18 protein-coding genes are annotated in these 16,204 nt (G+C 60.4%); all 18 read left to right on the top strand.

The genetic code is table 11. The features are described from left to right. Window position 1: 1 nt before the first annotated feature. On the top strand, window positions 2-3,241 hold the full coding sequence (locus SB822_RS39995; RefSeq protein ID WP_410857243.1) for a hypothetical protein: 3,240 nt from the start codon (window positions 2-4) through the stop codon (window positions 3,239-3,241). 9 nt (window positions 3,242-3,250) lie between these two features. Then, the gene (locus tag SB822_RS39990) at window positions 3,251-4,318 is read left to right on the top strand and encodes a hypothetical protein (protein ID WP_410857242.1); all 1,068 of its coding nucleotides are present in this window, start codon (window positions 3,251-3,253) and stop codon (window positions 4,316-4,318) included. A gap of 12 nt (window positions 4,319-4,330) precedes the next feature. After that, window positions 4,331-5,398 carry a hypothetical protein gene (locus SB822_RS39985; RefSeq protein WP_410857241.1) on the top strand — a complete coding sequence of 356 codons (1,068 nt, stop codon included), beginning with the start codon at window positions 4,331-4,333 and terminating at the stop codon, window positions 5,396-5,398. A 13-nt stretch (window positions 5,399-5,411) separates the two neighbouring features. Continuing rightward, complete coding sequence (locus tag SB822_RS39980) at window positions 5,412-5,603, top strand: hypothetical protein (RefSeq protein ID WP_410857240.1); 192 nt, start codon at window positions 5,412-5,414, stop codon at window positions 5,601-5,603. Window positions 5,604-5,615: 12 nt separating this feature from the next. Further along, window positions 5,616-5,933, top strand: coding sequence for a hypothetical protein (locus SB822_RS39975; protein ID WP_410857239.1), 318 nt, complete (start codon window positions 5,616-5,618; stop codon window positions 5,931-5,933). A gap of 7 nt (window positions 5,934-5,940) precedes the next feature. Next, entirely contained in the window at window positions 5,941-7,548 is a 1,608-nt protein-coding gene (locus SB822_RS39970; RefSeq protein WP_410857238.1) for a hypothetical protein, read from the top strand. Beyond that, window positions 7,545-7,961 (top strand): hypothetical protein, encoded by a 417-nt coding sequence (locus SB822_RS39965; RefSeq protein ID WP_410857237.1) that lies wholly within the window; start codon window positions 7,545-7,547, stop codon window positions 7,959-7,961. Before SB822_RS39970 ends, SB822_RS39965 begins: the two co-directional genes overlap by 4 nt. Beyond that, complete coding sequence (locus SB822_RS39960; protein ID WP_410857236.1) at window positions 7,958-8,143, top strand: hypothetical protein; 186 nt, start codon at window positions 7,958-7,960, stop codon at window positions 8,141-8,143. Before SB822_RS39965 ends, SB822_RS39960 begins: the two co-directional genes overlap by 4 nt. An 18-nt stretch (window positions 8,144-8,161) precedes the next feature. After that, the gene (locus tag SB822_RS39955; RefSeq protein WP_410857235.1) at window positions 8,162-8,782 is read left to right on the top strand and encodes a hypothetical protein; all 621 of its coding nucleotides are present in this window, start codon (window positions 8,162-8,164) and stop codon (window positions 8,780-8,782) included. Window positions 8,783-8,799: 17 nt separating this feature from the next. Next, window positions 8,800-8,961, top strand: a complete 162-nt coding sequence (locus tag SB822_RS39950; RefSeq protein ID WP_410857234.1) for a hypothetical protein — start codon at window positions 8,800-8,802, stop codon at window positions 8,959-8,961. Window positions 8,962-9,074: 113 nt separating this feature from the next. Then, the gene (locus tag SB822_RS39945; protein WP_410857233.1) at window positions 9,075-9,410 is read left to right on the top strand and encodes a hypothetical protein; all 336 of its coding nucleotides are present in this window, start codon (window positions 9,075-9,077) and stop codon (window positions 9,408-9,410) included. After that, a complete protein-coding gene (locus SB822_RS39940; protein ID WP_410857232.1) occupies window positions 9,392-9,655 on the top strand; it encodes a hypothetical protein in 264 nt (87 codons plus the stop codon). The genes SB822_RS39945 and SB822_RS39940 overlap by 19 nt, the downstream gene beginning before the upstream one ends. Beyond that, a complete protein-coding gene (locus SB822_RS39935) occupies window positions 9,639-10,253 on the top strand; it encodes a glycoside hydrolase family 108 protein (RefSeq protein WP_410857231.1) in 615 nt (204 codons plus the stop codon). The genes SB822_RS39940 and SB822_RS39935 overlap by 17 nt, the downstream gene beginning before the upstream one ends. Then, window positions 10,240-10,770 (top strand): hypothetical protein, encoded by a 531-nt coding sequence (locus SB822_RS39930; protein ID WP_410857230.1) that lies wholly within the window; start codon window positions 10,240-10,242, stop codon window positions 10,768-10,770. The genes SB822_RS39935 and SB822_RS39930 overlap by 14 nt, the downstream gene beginning before the upstream one ends. Next, window positions 10,770-13,082: a hypothetical protein gene (locus SB822_RS39925; RefSeq protein ID WP_410857229.1), complete on the top strand. Its 2,313-nt coding sequence runs from the start codon at window positions 10,770-10,772 to the stop codon at window positions 13,080-13,082. The genes SB822_RS39930 and SB822_RS39925 overlap by 1 nt, the downstream gene beginning before the upstream one ends. A 10-nt stretch (window positions 13,083-13,092) precedes the next feature. Beyond that, window positions 13,093-13,437 carry a hypothetical protein gene (locus tag SB822_RS39920; RefSeq protein ID WP_410857228.1) on the top strand — a complete coding sequence of 115 codons (345 nt, stop codon included), beginning with the start codon at window positions 13,093-13,095 and terminating at the stop codon, window positions 13,435-13,437. Beyond that, window positions 13,434-14,726, top strand: coding sequence for a hypothetical protein (locus tag SB822_RS39915; RefSeq protein WP_410857227.1), 1,293 nt, complete (start codon window positions 13,434-13,436; stop codon window positions 14,724-14,726). The genes SB822_RS39920 and SB822_RS39915 overlap by 4 nt, the downstream gene beginning before the upstream one ends. Before the next feature lie 13 nt (window positions 14,727-14,739). Then, window positions 14,740-15,978 carry a N4-gp56 family major capsid protein gene (locus tag SB822_RS39910; RefSeq protein ID WP_410857226.1) on the top strand — a complete coding sequence of 413 codons (1,239 nt, stop codon included), beginning with the start codon at window positions 14,740-14,742 and terminating at the stop codon, window positions 15,976-15,978. The last annotated feature ends 226 nt before the right edge of the window (window positions 15,979-16,204 follow it).

The raw sequence follows: 16,204 nt of genomic DNA, 5'->3' as shown, positions 1-16,204 counted from the left end.
TATGGGCATGCGCAATACGCTTGACCTGAAGGGTGGTGGAGCGCCACCCATTGACAAGATGCTGGGGACGGCCTACGAGACGGTCTCTTCCCTGGTTCAGAAGTTGCCGGTCATCGAGTATCTGGAAAAGAACATCGATGGCTTCGTGTCGGATATCCACACTGCGCTGGATGCATCGCTGCAGTCCGAACAGACGGCGATTGCCAAGGCAGCGGAAGCACTCGCCAGCCAGCTGGCATCGGCAGCGAGCGAAGCAGCAGCCCATGCATCAGAACTCGCAGCAGCACAGAGCGCAGCCGATCTGGCAGCAGCGGTGGTGGCGGCAGACGCCAGCGCCACGGCAGCGCATGCCAGTGAGGTGGCGGCAGCGGGTTCGGAAGCCGGTGTTGCGGCCAATGCAGCAGCGGCGGATGTCTCACGGATTGCAGCCCAACTCTCGGAAGTCAATGCCGGAACCAGTGAGGCCAATGCCTCAGCCAAGGCAGCGGCTGCACTTGCTTCGCAGGTTGCTTCGGCACTGAGCGAAACCAATGCAGCTGCATCCGAAGCAGCGTCGGCCCTGAGTGCTACGGCTTCCCAGACGGCACAGGCTGCGTCCGAAGCTGCACGGGATGCCAGCGCCGCATCGGCAGGCGACGCTCTCACCTCGGAAAATCATGCGTATGCGAGCGAGCTGGCCTCGGCCGCCAGTGCGACAGCGGCCGCTGACAGTGCAGCCGTGGCGACAGCCCAGGCCTCCCTGTCCACGGACAATGCCAACTCGGCGGCCACCAGTGCTGTCCAGCTGGCGGCGGCACTTGCCACCTTCAATGCCCAGTGGCTGGGACCGCACGCTGCCGACCCGACACTGGACAACAACGGGAATGCCCTGCAGGTCGGTGCCGAGTACCTGAACACGACCCTGGTGCCGCCGCAGATCCGCGTCTACACGGCAAGCGGCTGGCAGGATCAGGATCTGTCGGCGGAGAACGCGTCGACCAATGCCAACCTGGCGGCGACCAATGCATCTGCTTCGGCGGCGGCAGCCAGTGCCAGCCAGACGGCTTCGGCGGCCAGTGCAGCGGCAGCGGCCCAGTCGGCGGCGGATGCCAACTCGCTGGTCAACAGTGAGCTCGTCCTCAACGTGGCGGCAGCGGATGTCACGCTCACAGCACCCCAGGCGGCGAACGGCATCTACAAGTTCACGGGCCAGCTCACGGGCAACCGGATCGTCACGGTGCCGGCCACGCCGCACCCATTCGTCGTCTTCAACAACACGACGAGTCCGGGCGGGCAGAGCTACACACTCACGATCGTGGCGCTCGGTCAGGCACCGTCTGTCCAGGTGCTGCGTGGCAAGGCCAACTCGCTCTTCAGTGATGCGACGGGTGTCTATGCCACGTCGGCGGCCGCCGGTGTCAGCTACAGCGGGGTGTATCCGCTCGTCGACAATGCCACGCTCGATGTCACGCACATCGGCGCACTGGTGGAGCAGACGGTAGCAGGCAAGACCACGACGCTGGCCAAGGCCTCGACCTACCCGGTGGGCGGCGGTGTGACGGTCAAATCACTGGTTGCTTCCTCCCTGGCTCTGCAGGCAGGCGACACGTGTGACGACCTGGCAGCACCATACGCGATGCTGGCCGAGGACACGGTTTACCTCGTGGCGGACGGGGTGTCGAAGTGGACGGTGGGCTGGTTCACGAACAAGAAGACGCCGGTGTTCGACGGCATGATCACGTCGAAAGCAGGTGGCGTCACGTTCCCGGACGGCTCGGTCCAGACCACGGCACAGGGCCTGACGCAGGCGACGGCCGTCCGCTACACGGTGGGAGCCACCGACACAACGGGCAGCTTTGCAGCGGGCGACACACGCCTGCGCACGGCAGGCTTCGCCTCTCCGTTCGTGACAGTCTTTCGCAACAGCGGACGCGCCTATGCGGGGGTGCATTACAACCTTGACGCGGACGGCGTCCACATCAACTGGCTCGATGGTGCGTTCATCGCTGATGACGATATCCTCGTCGAGACGCGCTTCCCGTACAACCCGAGCACGGTGTATCAGCCCAGCGACCAGCCGCTGACGGCCGCCCCCGGCGCGACGTTCATCCCGTTCGTGCACACGGTCGGCTTCGCCTATCTGTACAACATCGGCGTGAAGCTCACGTACGGCGTGCACTACACGGACGACGCGACAGGCTTCTACCTACAGGGCTGGGCGGTCGATTCGACGTCGGATCTGTCGGTGCTGAACTTAACGCCGATTACGATGGCGAACATGCTGGCGAGCACGAACCCGGTTATCACGTCGGGCGCTCTGCAGTTCCAAGATGGAACGCAACAGGGTAGCGCTGCGTCGGGTAAGAACCGGCTGATCAACGGATCGTTACTTGTCAATCAGCGCCAAGGCGGTGGACTGTTCACAAACGGTGCCGGTGGGTACCAAATCGACCGCTGGAATGCAGGAAACGGCAATGCCGGAGGCCAGTTCAATCAGACGATAGGGACGATCACTTACGGCGGCCGTAGGGTTGTCGCGTTGATCCAGACTGTCGCCTCTGCGGTCGGCTCACTCAGCACAGCAAACTACTGGCTGGGATTCCAGCAGCGTATTGAGGGATTTAATTGCTACGACCTGATCGGGAAAAAGGCGACGTTTTCGTTCATCTTCAGCACGAACGTCTCGGGAAACTATTCGGTATCGCTGTGGGACGCGAAAAACAATATCGGTTATACGACGTCATTCGCTGCAGTTGCCGGGGTGCCTCAGAAAGTAGTAATCCGGTTTGGCACGCTGCCGAATACCTTGGGGTTGGTGTCAGATAACACCATGAATATGGTGTTGTACATAGGGATGATTGGCGGGACCACCTATGTGACTTCAGGTGTGAACGCGTGGAACGCGGGTAACACACCTGTAGCTAGCGGCTTCACGAACTGGGGCACTACGATTGGCAACTTCATCGCCATCGGGGAGCCGCAACTGGAGGAAGGTGACAACCCTTCGCCGGTTTTTGAGCGGGAGTCGTACTCGGTAACACTTGCAAAGTGCCAGCGGTATTACTACAAGGACCGGATATTCCTAAGCTCAGCCCTGAGCAGCATAGGTCTGCCTGTGGCACTTCGAACTACCGTTGGCGGCGCAGCGGTGTCTGGCGGCGGCGCTGGATTCGTCATCGGTGATTCCGGATCAACCACTCAGTTGATTGCTCAGCAGACGGGTGCGTCTGGTCAGACGATCATCCTCGACTGTGAAATCTAAGGACCGCGAATGAATCTCACACAACGTATCTCATCGGCCCTCGCGATGATGTTCGGGGGCGGGGCGCAGTTGTCGAACCGGAATGGCTTCATTGATGGGGCGATGTCGCACTGGAACCAGTCTGTCGCCGCCCCGGCCACGCTGGCTGCTAGTCCTGGGACATTCACCGGACCAATCATGTGGCGTGCGGGCGCCGGCACAGGCGGGGCAGGGACGATCACTGTCGTCGATCTGCGCACGTCCGCCGACCTCGCGGCAATGGAAGGCGATGACACGAACAGTTGCTTCAAGATGGTCATCACGGCAGGGTCGACGGGGACCGTGGCGGCACGCTCGTGCGGGGCCTTCTTCCAGCACATCGAAAACGTCGCACGCTATGCCGGCAAGTCGGTCACGTTGCAGTTCAAGCTCAAGGCGGATGCTCCGATCACCATCCCGTCAGTCATCGCCTCGCAGGCGTTCGGCACAGGTGGGGCACCATCGGCGACAGTGGTCTTTGATAAGGCTGTGTCGTGGGCAGTGGGTACCAGCTTCAAGAAGTTCTCCGTGCGTCTTGACGTACCTTCGATCCAGCCGAAAACCCTGGGGACGGCAGGTGGTGACTACCTTGAGGTAGGTTTCTGGTTGCCCCCTGGTGTGACCACGACGGGCCTCTATATCGCTGAAGCGCAGATCGAGGCATGCAGCCCTGGTGCTAACCCGGCTACTGATGGTACTGGTGGTGCACCCACCTCGTACGAACACCGCGGTTTCCAGGCTGAGCAGGCCCGCGTAAGTCGTTTCTTCCGTGCGATCCAGACTAACGGTGCGTCATTCAGTGGTATTGCCACAGGTGCGTCAGACGCGTTTGCGTTTGGCCAGACGCTCAACCCGCCAATGCGTGCAACGCCTGCGCCCTCCCTGACTGGCTCCTGGTCGTATACGGCGCCGGCAGGAAACAGTGGTGCTGTAAGCGTCATCGGTGTTACGCCCGATATGTGGTATCTGCATGCGTCGGGGGGTTCGTACACCGCAGGTCAAACGGGCTACTTTGGATCATCTGCCGGGGCCTCCGTGATTCTCGACGCCCGACTCTAAGGAAAACGAACCATGTCTCTGAATCTTTCAAAAGTCGCACTCCTGCTGGCCGGGCTGTGGGGCGGGACGAACCCGGTGCCGCTCTCGAACCGCAACCTGATTGTCGATGGCGGCTTTGACATCTGGAACACCACGGTGTCCTCGACGCTCGCAACTGCGGGCGGCTATACGCAGGCGGTAATGCACCTCGCTGGCTGCGGGACTGGAGGCGCAGGCACATTCACCCAAACGGATCTTCGGCCCTCAGGCCCGGCGTATTCCGAGTCGGGTCGACAACTTGCCTTTGTTCACAATCAGACGACGGGCGCCACGGGTACGGTCGCAGCACGCACTGCAGGCTTCATCCTGCATCGCATCGAGCATGTAGCGAGAACTGCGGGGCGCTCTGCCACCTACCAGATCCGGCTGTGGTCGACGGGCGCCAATATCACGATTCCCAGTGTTATTGCGTCAATCTCCTACGGCACAGGCGGTGCGCCAAGTCCCGGTGTCAATTTCGACAAGGCAGTCAACTGGGTGGTGACGAGCACCCCCAAGAAGTTTTCGGTGCGGCTTGACGTCCCTGCGTCTACCGGCAAGACATTTGGCACGAACGGTGACGACTATCTAGCTGTCGGTATCTGGCTGCCACCCGGCGTGACGTTCGTACTTGTGGGTACGGAGGCCCAGCTGGAACTCAGCGACCCGAACAGTTCGCCGGCAACGGACGGCACCGGTGGTGCGCCCACCACGATCGAATATCGCGGCGAGCAGGCAGAACTGGCGCGTGTGAGCCGGTACTGGCAGTACCTGGTCGGCTATATCTTCGGCGTGGGGGCAGTGCAGAGTGCGACCACACTCTACTTTGAAGTCAAGTACGCGCCCAAGCGTGCCATACCTGCCCTTACTCCAGTTGGTGGATTCAGTATCTTCACCCCGCAGACAGGTACGATTTCAGCATCAGGAGGCGTGAGTAACGGCAGTGCGTCTACCGATTCAGCCTTCATGACCGCCACAGCCTCTGGCATGGTTGGCGGCCAGGCGGGTTGGTGCAGCAACGTGGGCAATGCCGGCGCAATCATTGTTGACGCCCGCCTCTAAAAGGAGAAACACCATGAGTGACATCCGTTTCAAGCAGCTCCGCGATCAACTCACGGGCGAGATCAGCGAAGACCACGTCCTTTACTGGGACGAGAGCGGCGTCGAGTACAGCATCCCCTTCGAGGGCATGTGGATGAGCCAGATCTACCAGGACTGGCTCACCGCAGGCAACACGCCGGAAGCAGCTGATCCGCTGCCGGTATAAAAGGAGCCCGCCATGGTGCCATTCAAACGCGGTCAGACCTTCGACTTCTCCGGTCAGGTCATGAACAAGGGTGTGCCGTATCCACTCTCTGGCTACACGCTGGAAGCGGACATTCGCACCCAGGCGAACTTTGCGTTCGTGCAGCACATGATCTGTTCGATCCTCGACGCAACGACGGGTATGATCCGGGTCTATGCGCCGGCGGACGATACGAAGAAGTGGCTGGCCATGCCGCACCTGCTCGACATCCGGCTGACGGATGGGGCAGGCAATGTGCTGATCTCCAACACCGAGGAGATCGATGTGCAGGACACGGTGACACAAGGGTGAACAGTGGATGAGTGACGTTCTCGATGACGTTGGGATCGAGATCAGGACATCCGGACTGGCCGTTGGACTGGGGACCGAAGTAATCACGCTTGGCCTCCAGTCCAACGCCCTGTCGGTGGCTCTCGAAGATGATCCCATCAGTGGTGTGTTGGAAACCAAGAATCTGGTCATCCGGCTCTACAGCCCGGATGGCTCGACGCTGGGTAGCGACTTCGCACCGTTCTTCAAAGGCGACCCAGGAGGACTGACACCGGCGGACAGGGATCTGCTGGTTCAGGCGATACAGGACACGGTGATTGCTGCCGCTGTGGCACAGGCCGAGCTGACAGCCAAGTCAGCCGCAGAAGCAGCGCTTCAGGCCGAGGTGATGGCACGGCAGCTGGCCGACAGCATCATGACGGCCAGTATCACGGATGTCTCAACGAGCCTGCAGACCAAGACGGATTCGATTGCCATCGACATCCATACGGTCGGCGCACGGATCGATGAGAACGTGGCGGCCATCCAGACCGAGCAGGTAGCACGGGCAGATGCCGAGTCGGCCATCTCGCTGCGCATCGATCAGGTGGTGGCGGTGTCAGCCGGCAACACGGCAGCCGTCAATACCGAGCAGATCGCCCGTACCGATGCGGACTCGGCGATCGGCATGCGCATCGATACCGTCGTGGCCAATGTCGGCCTGAATACGGCGGCCATCACCTCAGCTGAGCAGGCTCGAGCGGATGGTGACTCGGCGCTGAGTACCCGGATCGACCAGCTCAGTGCGACGGTGGGTTCATCGAGCTCCACGATCACGGATCTGCAGACGGCACTCGCTACGGCGAACCAGTCGAATGCGTCTGCCCTCCTGGCTCTGTCGACGACGCTGAACAACCATACGGCGACGATCCAGACCAATGCGAGTTCGATCGATGGTCTGTCGGCGCAGTACACGGTCAAGATCGATAACAACGGGTTCATCTCCGGGTACGGGCTGACGTCTACCCCGGTCAATGGTGTGCCTGTCAGCACGTTCACGATCCTGGCCGACAAGTTCAAGGTCACGCTGCCGGGCTACCCGACGGTGGTGCCCTTCATCATCCAGACGGTGAACGGGGTGCCGACAGTCAGCATCACGACGGCCGTCATCGGTGATGCGACGATCACCAACGCCAAGATTGCCAACCTGGCAGTCGACACCGCCAAGATTGCCGATGCCGCCATCACCTTTGCCAAGATTGGCACGGCGCAGATTGGTACGGCCCATATCGGTGTGGCCCAGATTGATTCGGCCCGCATCGGTGCGAACGCCGTGTCGACCATGGTCTGCTGGGGCGGGTTGACCAGCGGCGGTGGTGGCAGCCGGGGCTATGACTTCGGCTACACAGGCCGGGGCGGTGCGGTGATGATGATCGTCTCCGGGCTGAGCGGCAGTGCGCAGGGCGGTGGTGACACCGGTGCAACGAATGGGGGTGCCACAGCCTACTTCAATGGCTCGGCCGTCGGCATCAGCGGTTTTGGCAATGTGTGCTGCGCGGCCTCGCAGGTCAACGGTGTGAACGGCGGGATCAACGTACACATCGACGTGATCAATGCACAGGGCGTGACAGTCACCATCTTTGAGGCATTGCGATGAGCGACATCACAGAAGAAATACCAGAAGGCATGCAGGTAGAAGAGCATCAGCCCAACATCGAGTATGTGGTGGCGGATGCAGCAGGGCAGATCCAGTATTACGCCAGCGTGCCGCCTTTCATGCTGGAGAGTCAGACCGTGCCGGCAGGCTGTGAACTGGTTGAAGGGGTGGGGCAGGCCGAGACCCATTACGTGAGCAATCACGTTGTGGTCGAGCGGCCGGTGAGCTCCGCCACACTCGATGGCATGACGCTCAGGACGCTGCCGGTGCCCTGCACCATCACGATCGGGAGCACGGCGCATGCCTGCACGGACGATCACTGCGAGCTGGAATTCTCCCTTCCTGGCTCCTACGTAGTGGTCGTGTCCGCGTTCCCGATGCTCGATGCAACCTTCGAGGTGACCCAGCCATGAAGATCCGGCACGAGGTGGATCCGCTGCCGTTGCGCAAGGCGGCCTACATGGACATCGGCGACCAGCTCGATGCCATGATGAAGGGGCTGGATGCACTCCAGCAGAAGGGCCTGGTGCTGCCTGCAGAGACGGTCGCATGGATCGATCATTGCAAGGCAGTCAAGGACCGCTACCAGAAGTAATCACACGGAGAATTTTCGATGAACCCCTATTGCAGTAACCCCGCCTCGCTGATCGACAAGCGGCTGGGCAACAGCTACACGGCAGTGAAGGCGGTGTATGAAAACCTCACCGACATCCTGTATGTGGCAGCCAACCTCGCCAACCTGGTGCCCAAGGATGTCGAGCTGCAGGAAAGTGCGGACAGGATGTTCCTCCAGTGGCGTTACGCCGGTAGCGCTACCTGGACGAACCTCGTGCCGCTGGTGGACCTGCCGCAGGCCGAGTTTCAGGTGACGAGCGACTTCGTGCTCCAGTGGCGATACCGGGGGGCAGCGACCTGGGCGGATCTGACGAGCCTGAACAACTTCTTTGCGCAGGTGGTCGTGGCACCGGGTATCAGCAAGATTCCCCGTGCTGATGCCAACAGCAAGCTCGACACCGGCTGGCTCAAGCTCGACGAGATCAATGCGGCACCGGTGGCCAGTGCAGCAGCGGCGCAACAGTCGGCGGATACGGCCCAGCAGGACATCACGGCAGCCCAGCAGACCATTGCCACACTGCAGGCCGATCTGACAGATACCCAGACGCAACTCACAGCGGCCAATGCTGCACTGGTCGCACTGACTGCCCGTGTTGCTGCACTCGAAGTGGCGCCCTAACTTGAGGAATCCCTGGTATGAGCGATCCGATCGTAGTTGACAGCTGGCACACGCCAACCCTGGCGGAGTTCAAGGCCGCCAACCCGCACCTGCTGAATCATTCGAGCCGGCTGGTGGTGGACCCTGAAGTGGATGTGTCCGTGAATCCGGGCAACACTGTGGACAATCCAACAGACTAATCCGGTATCATGCGTTTAGTCCAATCCCAGTGACGCCGGCTTCGGTGTCACCAAGGGGGAGCACGAGCTAACCACGCTCTGCTCCCCCTTTTTTCGTTTACAGGCCCGAACACATGCCAAGCGAATCCCTTGACGTCAAGCTGGCCGTTCTGGCGGCCCAGTTCGAGTTCATCAAGAAAGAGCTGGAAGAAGCTCGCCTGGCCCGCAAGGGCCAGTACGAAAAGATGGAAGAGCAGGGCAAGACGCTCACCGAGATGGGTTCCCGTCTGGAAAACGTTGAGAAGTCCCTGGCAAGTCAGGCACCGACGATCGAAGAGTTCATCACCATCAAGCACAAGGTGGTCGGTGCTGGGCTCGCCGGTCGCTGGACCTGGATCGCACTGACGGCCGTTGTCGGGCTGCTGTGCTCATTCCGTGTGGAGATCTTCAAATGGCTGGCACGAAGCTGACACTCGTCGAGAACTGGAAGGACGCCCACACCTGGGCATCAATGTGGTGGAGTGGGGTGGGTCTGGTGGCGTCATCCGCCGATCTGCTCAATGACATCTGGACCAGTCTCGACCAACCCATGCAGTCCCGTGTTCCGTACGCACCCATCGTCGGGGTGGTGCTGTTTGCGGCCACCATGATCGGCCGGGTACTGGTCTGGTCGCATGACAAGGTGGAGGGCACCACCGATGCCGATCACCCGTAAGCACGTAGGCATCGGGGCCGTTGCCGCCTCCATCATCGCCGCCGTGCTCGGTGTCGAGGGTGGATACGTCAACGACTCCCATGATCCAGGTGGGGAAACCAACCACGGGATCACGAAACAGGTGGCGGTGGTACACGGCTATACCGGGCCGATGAAGAACCTGAGTCAGGAGCTGGCTTCCTCAATTTACTTCGAGGATTACATCCAGAAACCAGGCTTTGAGCCGTTCCTGGAACTGTCTCCGGCGGTCGCACAGGAACTGGTCGACAGTGCCGTCAATACTGGCCCGGCCCGTCCTTCCCTCTGGCTCCAGAAAGCCCTGAACAGTCTGAACAGAGGTGGGCGTGACTTCCCTCAAACTAATGTTGATGGTAAAGTCGGCCCTGGAACTATTCAGGCCTACCAGGCATTGCAGCGTCTTCGGGGAAGAGTCCAGGCGTGCGAGCTGGTAGTCAAGCTACTCGATGCCCAGCAGGCTGTGTATTACATGAGCCTCACGAATCTCAGCCAGTACACAACCGGCTGGGTATCGAACCGTATCGGCAATGTGCCGCTTGAACGGTGCAAGGAAGAGGGGGAAGCCCATGCTGCAACTTAGTGTGCTCGCCAGGATAGGCGTGTATGTCGTGCTGCCTGCCGTGCTCCTTCTTGGCTCAGGACTGTGCATATACACATTCGGCAAGGAAGACGGTGCGGCAGAGGTCCAGACGAAGTGGAATGCCGATGTCCGCGCCCGCAATGACGCCGTGCAGAAACTGAAGGACGCCTACCACGAACAGGAGAACCAGCATGCTGCAGACAGCCAGAAAGCCGCCGACGCCCTCCAGCAGGCGAGTGACGCTCATGCGAAGGAGCTTGACGCTGTGCGTGCTGAGTACGCTCGCAGCATGCAGCGCAGTGACACCCGAGCCGCAATTTACCAACGTGAAGCCGCAGGCGGCGCCGCTCAGTGCGCAAGTCTCGCAAGCCATACAGCCGAACTCGACCGCAGTCTTGTCGAAGGCCAGGACGTGGTTAGAGAGCTCATCGCAACTCTTGGACTGCGTGACGACCAGCTCGTGCAAGTAGGCAACCAGCTGCTGGCTGACCGCAATCTCCTGAACGGGCCGAACTGATGGCAACTCTCGATACACAAAGCACGCAACTGGCCGTCAGCCCTGCCGCCATGCAGAAGCTGACGGACTGGCAGAATGAACCCACCATCCAGACCCTGAAAGAGGATCTGGAAGCCGCCAAGCCGGCGCATGATGCGCAGGTAGCGAAGATCGAACACTGGCGTGATCTGCTGCATGTGCGCGGATCGGCCAAGCCGAAGGCTGTCAAGGGCCGCTCCCAGGTCCAGCCCAAGCTCATCCGCCGTCAGGCGGAGTGGCGCTACTCGGCACTGACCGAGCCTTTCCTTGGCTCCAACAAGCTCTTTAACGTCAAGCCCGTGACGTTTGAGGACACGAAAGCGGCTGAGCAGAACGAGCTCGTGCTCAACTGGCAGTTCCGCACGAAGATGAACCGGGTCAAGTTCATTGATGATCTGGTGCGCTCCGTGGTCGATGAAGGCACGGGCATCATCCGTCTGGGCTGGTGCCGGGTCACGACGAAGGTGCCACAGGACGTGCCTGTCTGGGCACACTACCCCATCCAGGACCAGCAGCAGCTGGACCAGTTCAAGCAGGTACTGCAGCTCTCGCAGGAAGATCCGAACACGTATGCGGCCAGTGTGCCGCCTGAGCTGCAGGCGGCCGTCGACTACTACAACGAGTCGCAGCAGGTCACGGTAGCGGTGCAGACGGGCACAAAGACGGTGATGGTCGACAAGCTGGTGGAGAACCGGCCGACGGCTGAAGTGTGGGATCCCCGCAACTTCTTTCTGGATCCGTCATGCAATGGCGATCCGTCCAAGGCGCTTTTCTGTGTGGCCTCATTCGAGACCAACCAGGCTGACCTGAAGAAGGCAGGCAAGCGCTACAGGAATCTGGACAAGGTGAACTGGGAAGGCAACACCACCGTCACCGATCCGTACCACGCTACCCAGACACCCGACACGTTCAACTTCCGGGATGCCACCCGCAAGAAGGTCGTGGCGTATGAATACTGGGGCATGTTCGACATCGCCGGCGATGGCGTGCTGGTGCCCATTGTTGCCACCTGGATCGGTGACACGCTGATCCGGATGGAGAAGAACCCGTTTCCTGACCAGAAGCTGCCGTTCATCATCATCCCGTACCTGCCCGTGAAGCGGGAAGCGTTCGGTGAGCCGGATGCCGAGCTGCTGGAAGACAACCAGAAAATCCTTGGTGCCGTCACTCGCGGAATGATCGATCTGCTCGGTCGTTCAGCGAATGGCCAGCAGGGATTTGCCAAGGGCATGCTGGACCCGTTGAACCGCCGCCGTTATGAAAACGGCCAGGACTACGAGTTCAACCCGAACCTCCCGATCCCGCAGGGACTCATCGAGCACAAGTACCCGGAACTGCCACAGTCAGCGCTTTTGATGCTGAACCTCCAGAACCAGGAAGCGGAAGCGCTCACTGGAGTGAAGAGCTTTGGCGGAGGCATTTCGGGTGATGCTTACGGTGATGTCGCTGCGGGAATCCGGGGCATGCTGGACGCCGCATCCAAGCGCGAGATGGCGATTCTGCGCCGCATTGCCAAGGGCGTCACCGAGATGGGTACGAAGGTCATCTCGATGAATGGCGCCTTCATGTCCGACAAGGAAGTGATCCGGGTGACCAATGAGCAGTTCGTACCCGTGCAGCGGGACGAGCTCATCGGTGACTTCGATCTGGAAGTGGACATCTCCACGGCCGAGGTGGATAACGCCAAGTCGCAGGATCTGGCCTTCATGCTGCAGACGCTCGGTCCCAAGGGTGACTGGGGCATGGTGCAGATGATCCTGGCCGAGATTGCACGCCTGAAGCGCATGCCCGATCTGGCGCACCGCATCGAGCAGTACCAGCCACAACCGGACCCGGTACAGCAGCAGATGCAGCAGCTCGAACTGCAGGTCAAGAAGTCCGAGTACGACCGCAACGAAGCCCAGGCCCAGCTCTTCCTGGCTCAGGCGAAAGTGGCCGGTGCCACGGCGGACAAGACCAATCTCGATTACGTCGAGCAGGAAACGGGCACCAAGCATGCACGGGATATGGAGAAGCAGCAGGCCCAGGCGGAAGGCAACCAGTCACTCGAAGTCACCAAGGCGTTGCTCAAGCCCAAGAAGAACGCCAATGGCTCCGAGTCCAAGCCTGATGTGCCCGCTGCAGTGGGCTTCAATGCCCTCACAAAAGCACAGTCCGGTGCTGGACAACAGGGTGCCCCAGACAGTACGATTACGCGAGATAACTTTGCGGGGCAAAACCCGCAACTCTCCCTGGGTTCCATGCACTTTCAACCCGGCATGGATCCCGCTCTCAATCCTAACTTGAATGTATAAGGACCAAACCATGAGTACGGAAGTCCAGCAACTCGAAGCTCAGTTGTCCCAGGCAAAGCAGGTCGCCGCTGAAAAACAGATGGCGCTCAAACTGTCGACCAACCGCGAGTTTCGCCAGCTCATTCTCGACGAGTTCTGCGTGAAGGAATGCGCCCGCTATGCGCAGCTGTCGGCTGACCCGTCGCTGCCCGCCAACGAACGTGCGGATTCCCTTGCACTCGCCCAGGCTGCCGGTCACCTGCGCCGCTGGCTCTCGGTGAAGATCCAGATGGGCAATGTGGCCGAGCGCGAGATCGCGGAAGTCGAAGCGGCGATTGAAGAAGCCCGTGCGGAAGAGGAGGGTGCACAGCAATGACCACACAGGCAACGGAAACGAATCCGCTTGCCCTCAGTGACGAAGACTTCCTGAATCAGACGCCACCGTCGCTTTCTGCACCGGTCAATGAACCGGTGCAGAAGACTCAGGAAGAACTCGATGCCGAGGCAGCAGCGGCAGAAGCCGACCGACTGAAGGCTGAACAGGAAGCGAAAGCTGCTGAAGAAGCAGCGAAGTCCACTCCTGTTGTTGCTGAAACGACGGAGACCCCTGGTAAACAGGGGGTGAATGGTGGTAATGTTCACACCAACCCGGAAGTTGACAAGGACGGCAAGCCCGCAACAGCTACTGCAAGCACGGATCCGAACGCAGCCTCGGGCACGAGTGTGGCGAAGACGGACCCGGCCCAGAAGAAGGATGACGCAGCCGCTACGCCGGCAGCGAAGTCTGACGAAGCTGGTACGCAGGCGACCACTGTCAACTACGAACAGTTTTACAAGCAGGTGATGGCGCCGTTCAAGGCGAATGGCAAGACGATCGAACTCCGTACTCCGGAGGAAGCGGTCCAGCTCATGCAGATGGGCGCCAACTACACCCGCAAGATGCAGGACATCCAGCCGCATCGCAAGACGCTGCTGATGCTGGAAAACGCACAGTTGCTGGACCCCGACAAGCTGTCGTTCCTGATCGATGTCAGTAACGGCGACCAGAAGGCAATCCAGAAGCTGCTGAAGGACAAGGGGGTTGACCCCATGTCCATCGATACCAGCGAAGATTCAAACTACCTTGGGGGCAATCACAAGGTCAGTGACGAAGAAGCGAATTTCCGCACCACCCTCTCCGATCTTGGATCGAGCGAGGAGGGCAAGCAGACGCTTCTGGCAGTCAACTCGACATGGGATCAGGCCAGTAAGGAAGTGCTGTGGAAGCAGCCCGACATCCTGACGACTATCCACCAGCAACGCGAGAACGGGGTCTATGACCGCATCTCCGGTGAAGTGGCAAGGCTGCAGGCTCTGGGGCAGATTCCAGCCGGTACTCCGTTCATCCAGGCCTACAAGGCAGTCGGTGACGTTATGCAGTCCCAGGGGAAATTCACGGACCTCGTGAAACCTTCCCCTGCTGGTTCAGCCGCAACTGTGCATACACACACGCCGGCCGAGCCAGTAGCGACGCGCGTTGCTGCGCCCAAGTCGTCTGTGGCGAACGGGGAACAGGCAAGTGCCGCTGCGGCTACGCGGAGCACTCCCGGAAAAGCCGAGAAGGTCGTCAATCCGCTCGCCCTGAGCGATGACGAGTTTCTCAAACAGATGCAAAACCGTGTTTAAGGGAACCTGACCCATGCTGAATTACAACGCCCCGAACGTAGACGGCTCCGGCACCAAGTCGAGCATCGACGGTGCTGGTTCGAACCAGATGACGACCTTCTTCTGGTTGAAGAAGGCCATCATCACGGCGCGCAAGCTGCAGTTCTTCATGCCGCTGGCGAACGTCACGAACATGCCGAAGAACTACGGCAAGACGATCAAGGTGTACGAGTACGTGCCGCTGCTCGATGACCGCAACGTCAACTCGCAGGGCATCGATGCCACGGGTGCCACGATCGCCAACGGCAACCTGTACGGCTCGTCGAAGGACATCGGTACGATCACCTCGAAGCTGCCGACGCTCACCGAAAACGGTGGCCGTGTGAACCGTGTCGGCTTCACCCGTCTGCAACGTGAAGGCTCGATCCACAAGTTCGGTTTCTTTCACGAGTGGACACAGGAATCGATGGACTTCGATTCGGACGACGGCCTGATGGACTACCTGTCGACCGAGCTGATGAACGGCGCCGTGCAGATGACGGAAGCCGCTCTCCAGGCCGACCTGCTGGCGGCTGCCGGTGTCGTGCTGTTCGCCGGTGCGGCGACGGCTGACGACGAGATCACGGGCGAAGACACGCCGGCTGCTGGCCCTGATCCCGAGATTCCGCCGTCGATCGTCTCGTACAAGAACCTGATGCGTCTCGATCAGATCCTGACGGACAACCGCACGCCGACGCACACGACCATCATCACGGGTTCCCGTCTGCAGGATACGCAGGTGATCGGTGCCACGCGTGTACTGTACGTCGGCTCGGAACTGGTGCCGCTCCTGAAGGCCATGAAGGATCTGTTCAACAACAAGGCCTTCATCGAGATCCAGCACTACGCGGATGCCGGCACGGTCCTGAACGGCGAGATCGGCGCAATCGACAAGTTCCGCATCATCCAGGTGCCGGAAATGCTGCACTGGGCAGGTGCGGGTGCGGCAGTCGGGACGAACCCCGGCTACCGCTCGTCGATGAAGGGTGGTGCCGAGCACTACGACGTGTTCCCGATGATCTGTATCGGTGAGGACTCGTTCACGACGATCGGCTTCCAGACGGACGGCAAGACCGTGAAGTTCTCGGTCCTGACGAAGATGCCGGGTCAGGCGACGGCGACGAAGGACGATCCGTACGGCGAAACGGGCTTCAGCTCGATCAAGTGGTACTACGGCATTCTGATCAAGCGTCCGGAACGGATCGGCCTGATCAAGACGGTCGCCCCGGTCTGAGCCTGAACTGACCTGCTGAACCAAAGGGAAGGGGGATAGCGATGTCTCCCTTCCCCTTGGCTCCCTCACAGGAATCAAGGAGTCACACATGAATCCCCTGCAAGAAACGGCAGCACCGACCGAACTCCAGATGCTCAAGTCCCGTGCGGACCTGATGGGCATCGTCTACTCGAACAACATCGGCCTCGACGCGCTGAAAAAGAAGATCGACGCGAAACTGGCCGGT

The sequence above is a fragment of the Paraburkholderia sp. SIMBA_054 genome, from assembly GCF_046534875.1.
Taxonomy (GTDB): Bacteria; Pseudomonadota; Gammaproteobacteria; order Burkholderiales; family Burkholderiaceae; genus Paraburkholderia; species Paraburkholderia hospita.
This window is presented reverse-complemented; position numbering and strand designations above follow the sequence as displayed.

Excerpts from the sequence above, each read along its gene's own strand:
- SB822_RS39995 (WP_410857243.1), top strand. The coding sequence starts at position 2 with ATGGGCATGCGCAATACGCTTGACCTGAAGGGTGGTGGAGCGCCACCC.
- SB822_RS39990 (WP_410857242.1), top strand. The coding sequence starts at position 3,251 with ATGAATCTCACACAACGTATCTCATCGGCCCTCGCGATGATGTTCGGG.
- SB822_RS39985 (WP_410857241.1), top strand. The coding sequence starts at position 4,331 with ATGTCTCTGAATCTTTCAAAAGTCGCACTCCTGCTGGCCGGGCTGTGG.
- SB822_RS39980 (WP_410857240.1), top strand. The coding sequence starts at position 5,412 with ATGAGTGACATCCGTTTCAAGCAGCTCCGCGATCAACTCACGGGCGAG.
- SB822_RS39975 (WP_410857239.1), top strand. The coding sequence starts at position 5,616 with ATGGTGCCATTCAAACGCGGTCAGACCTTCGACTTCTCCGGTCAGGTC.
- SB822_RS39970 (WP_410857238.1), top strand. The coding sequence starts at position 5,941 with ATGAGTGACGTTCTCGATGACGTTGGGATCGAGATCAGGACATCCGGA.
- SB822_RS39965 (WP_410857237.1), top strand. The coding sequence starts at position 7,545 with ATGAGCGACATCACAGAAGAAATACCAGAAGGCATGCAGGTAGAAGAG.
- SB822_RS39960 (WP_410857236.1), top strand. The coding sequence starts at position 7,958 with ATGAAGATCCGGCACGAGGTGGATCCGCTGCCGTTGCGCAAGGCGGCC.
- SB822_RS39955 (WP_410857235.1), top strand. The coding sequence starts at position 8,162 with ATGAACCCCTATTGCAGTAACCCCGCCTCGCTGATCGACAAGCGGCTG.
- SB822_RS39950 (WP_410857234.1), top strand. The coding sequence starts at position 8,800 with ATGAGCGATCCGATCGTAGTTGACAGCTGGCACACGCCAACCCTGGCG.
- SB822_RS39945 (WP_410857233.1), top strand. The coding sequence starts at position 9,075 with ATGCCAAGCGAATCCCTTGACGTCAAGCTGGCCGTTCTGGCGGCCCAG.
- SB822_RS39940 (WP_410857232.1), top strand. The coding sequence starts at position 9,392 with ATGGCTGGCACGAAGCTGACACTCGTCGAGAACTGGAAGGACGCCCAC.
- SB822_RS39935 (WP_410857231.1), top strand. The coding sequence starts at position 9,639 with ATGCCGATCACCCGTAAGCACGTAGGCATCGGGGCCGTTGCCGCCTCC.
- SB822_RS39930 (WP_410857230.1), top strand. The coding sequence starts at position 10,240 with ATGCTGCAACTTAGTGTGCTCGCCAGGATAGGCGTGTATGTCGTGCTG.
- SB822_RS39925 (WP_410857229.1), top strand. The coding sequence starts at position 10,770 with ATGGCAACTCTCGATACACAAAGCACGCAACTGGCCGTCAGCCCTGCC.
- SB822_RS39920 (WP_410857228.1), top strand. The coding sequence starts at position 13,093 with ATGAGTACGGAAGTCCAGCAACTCGAAGCTCAGTTGTCCCAGGCAAAG.
- SB822_RS39915 (WP_410857227.1), top strand. The coding sequence starts at position 13,434 with ATGACCACACAGGCAACGGAAACGAATCCGCTTGCCCTCAGTGACGAA.
- SB822_RS39910 (WP_410857226.1), top strand. The coding sequence starts at position 14,740 with ATGCTGAATTACAACGCCCCGAACGTAGACGGCTCCGGCACCAAGTCG.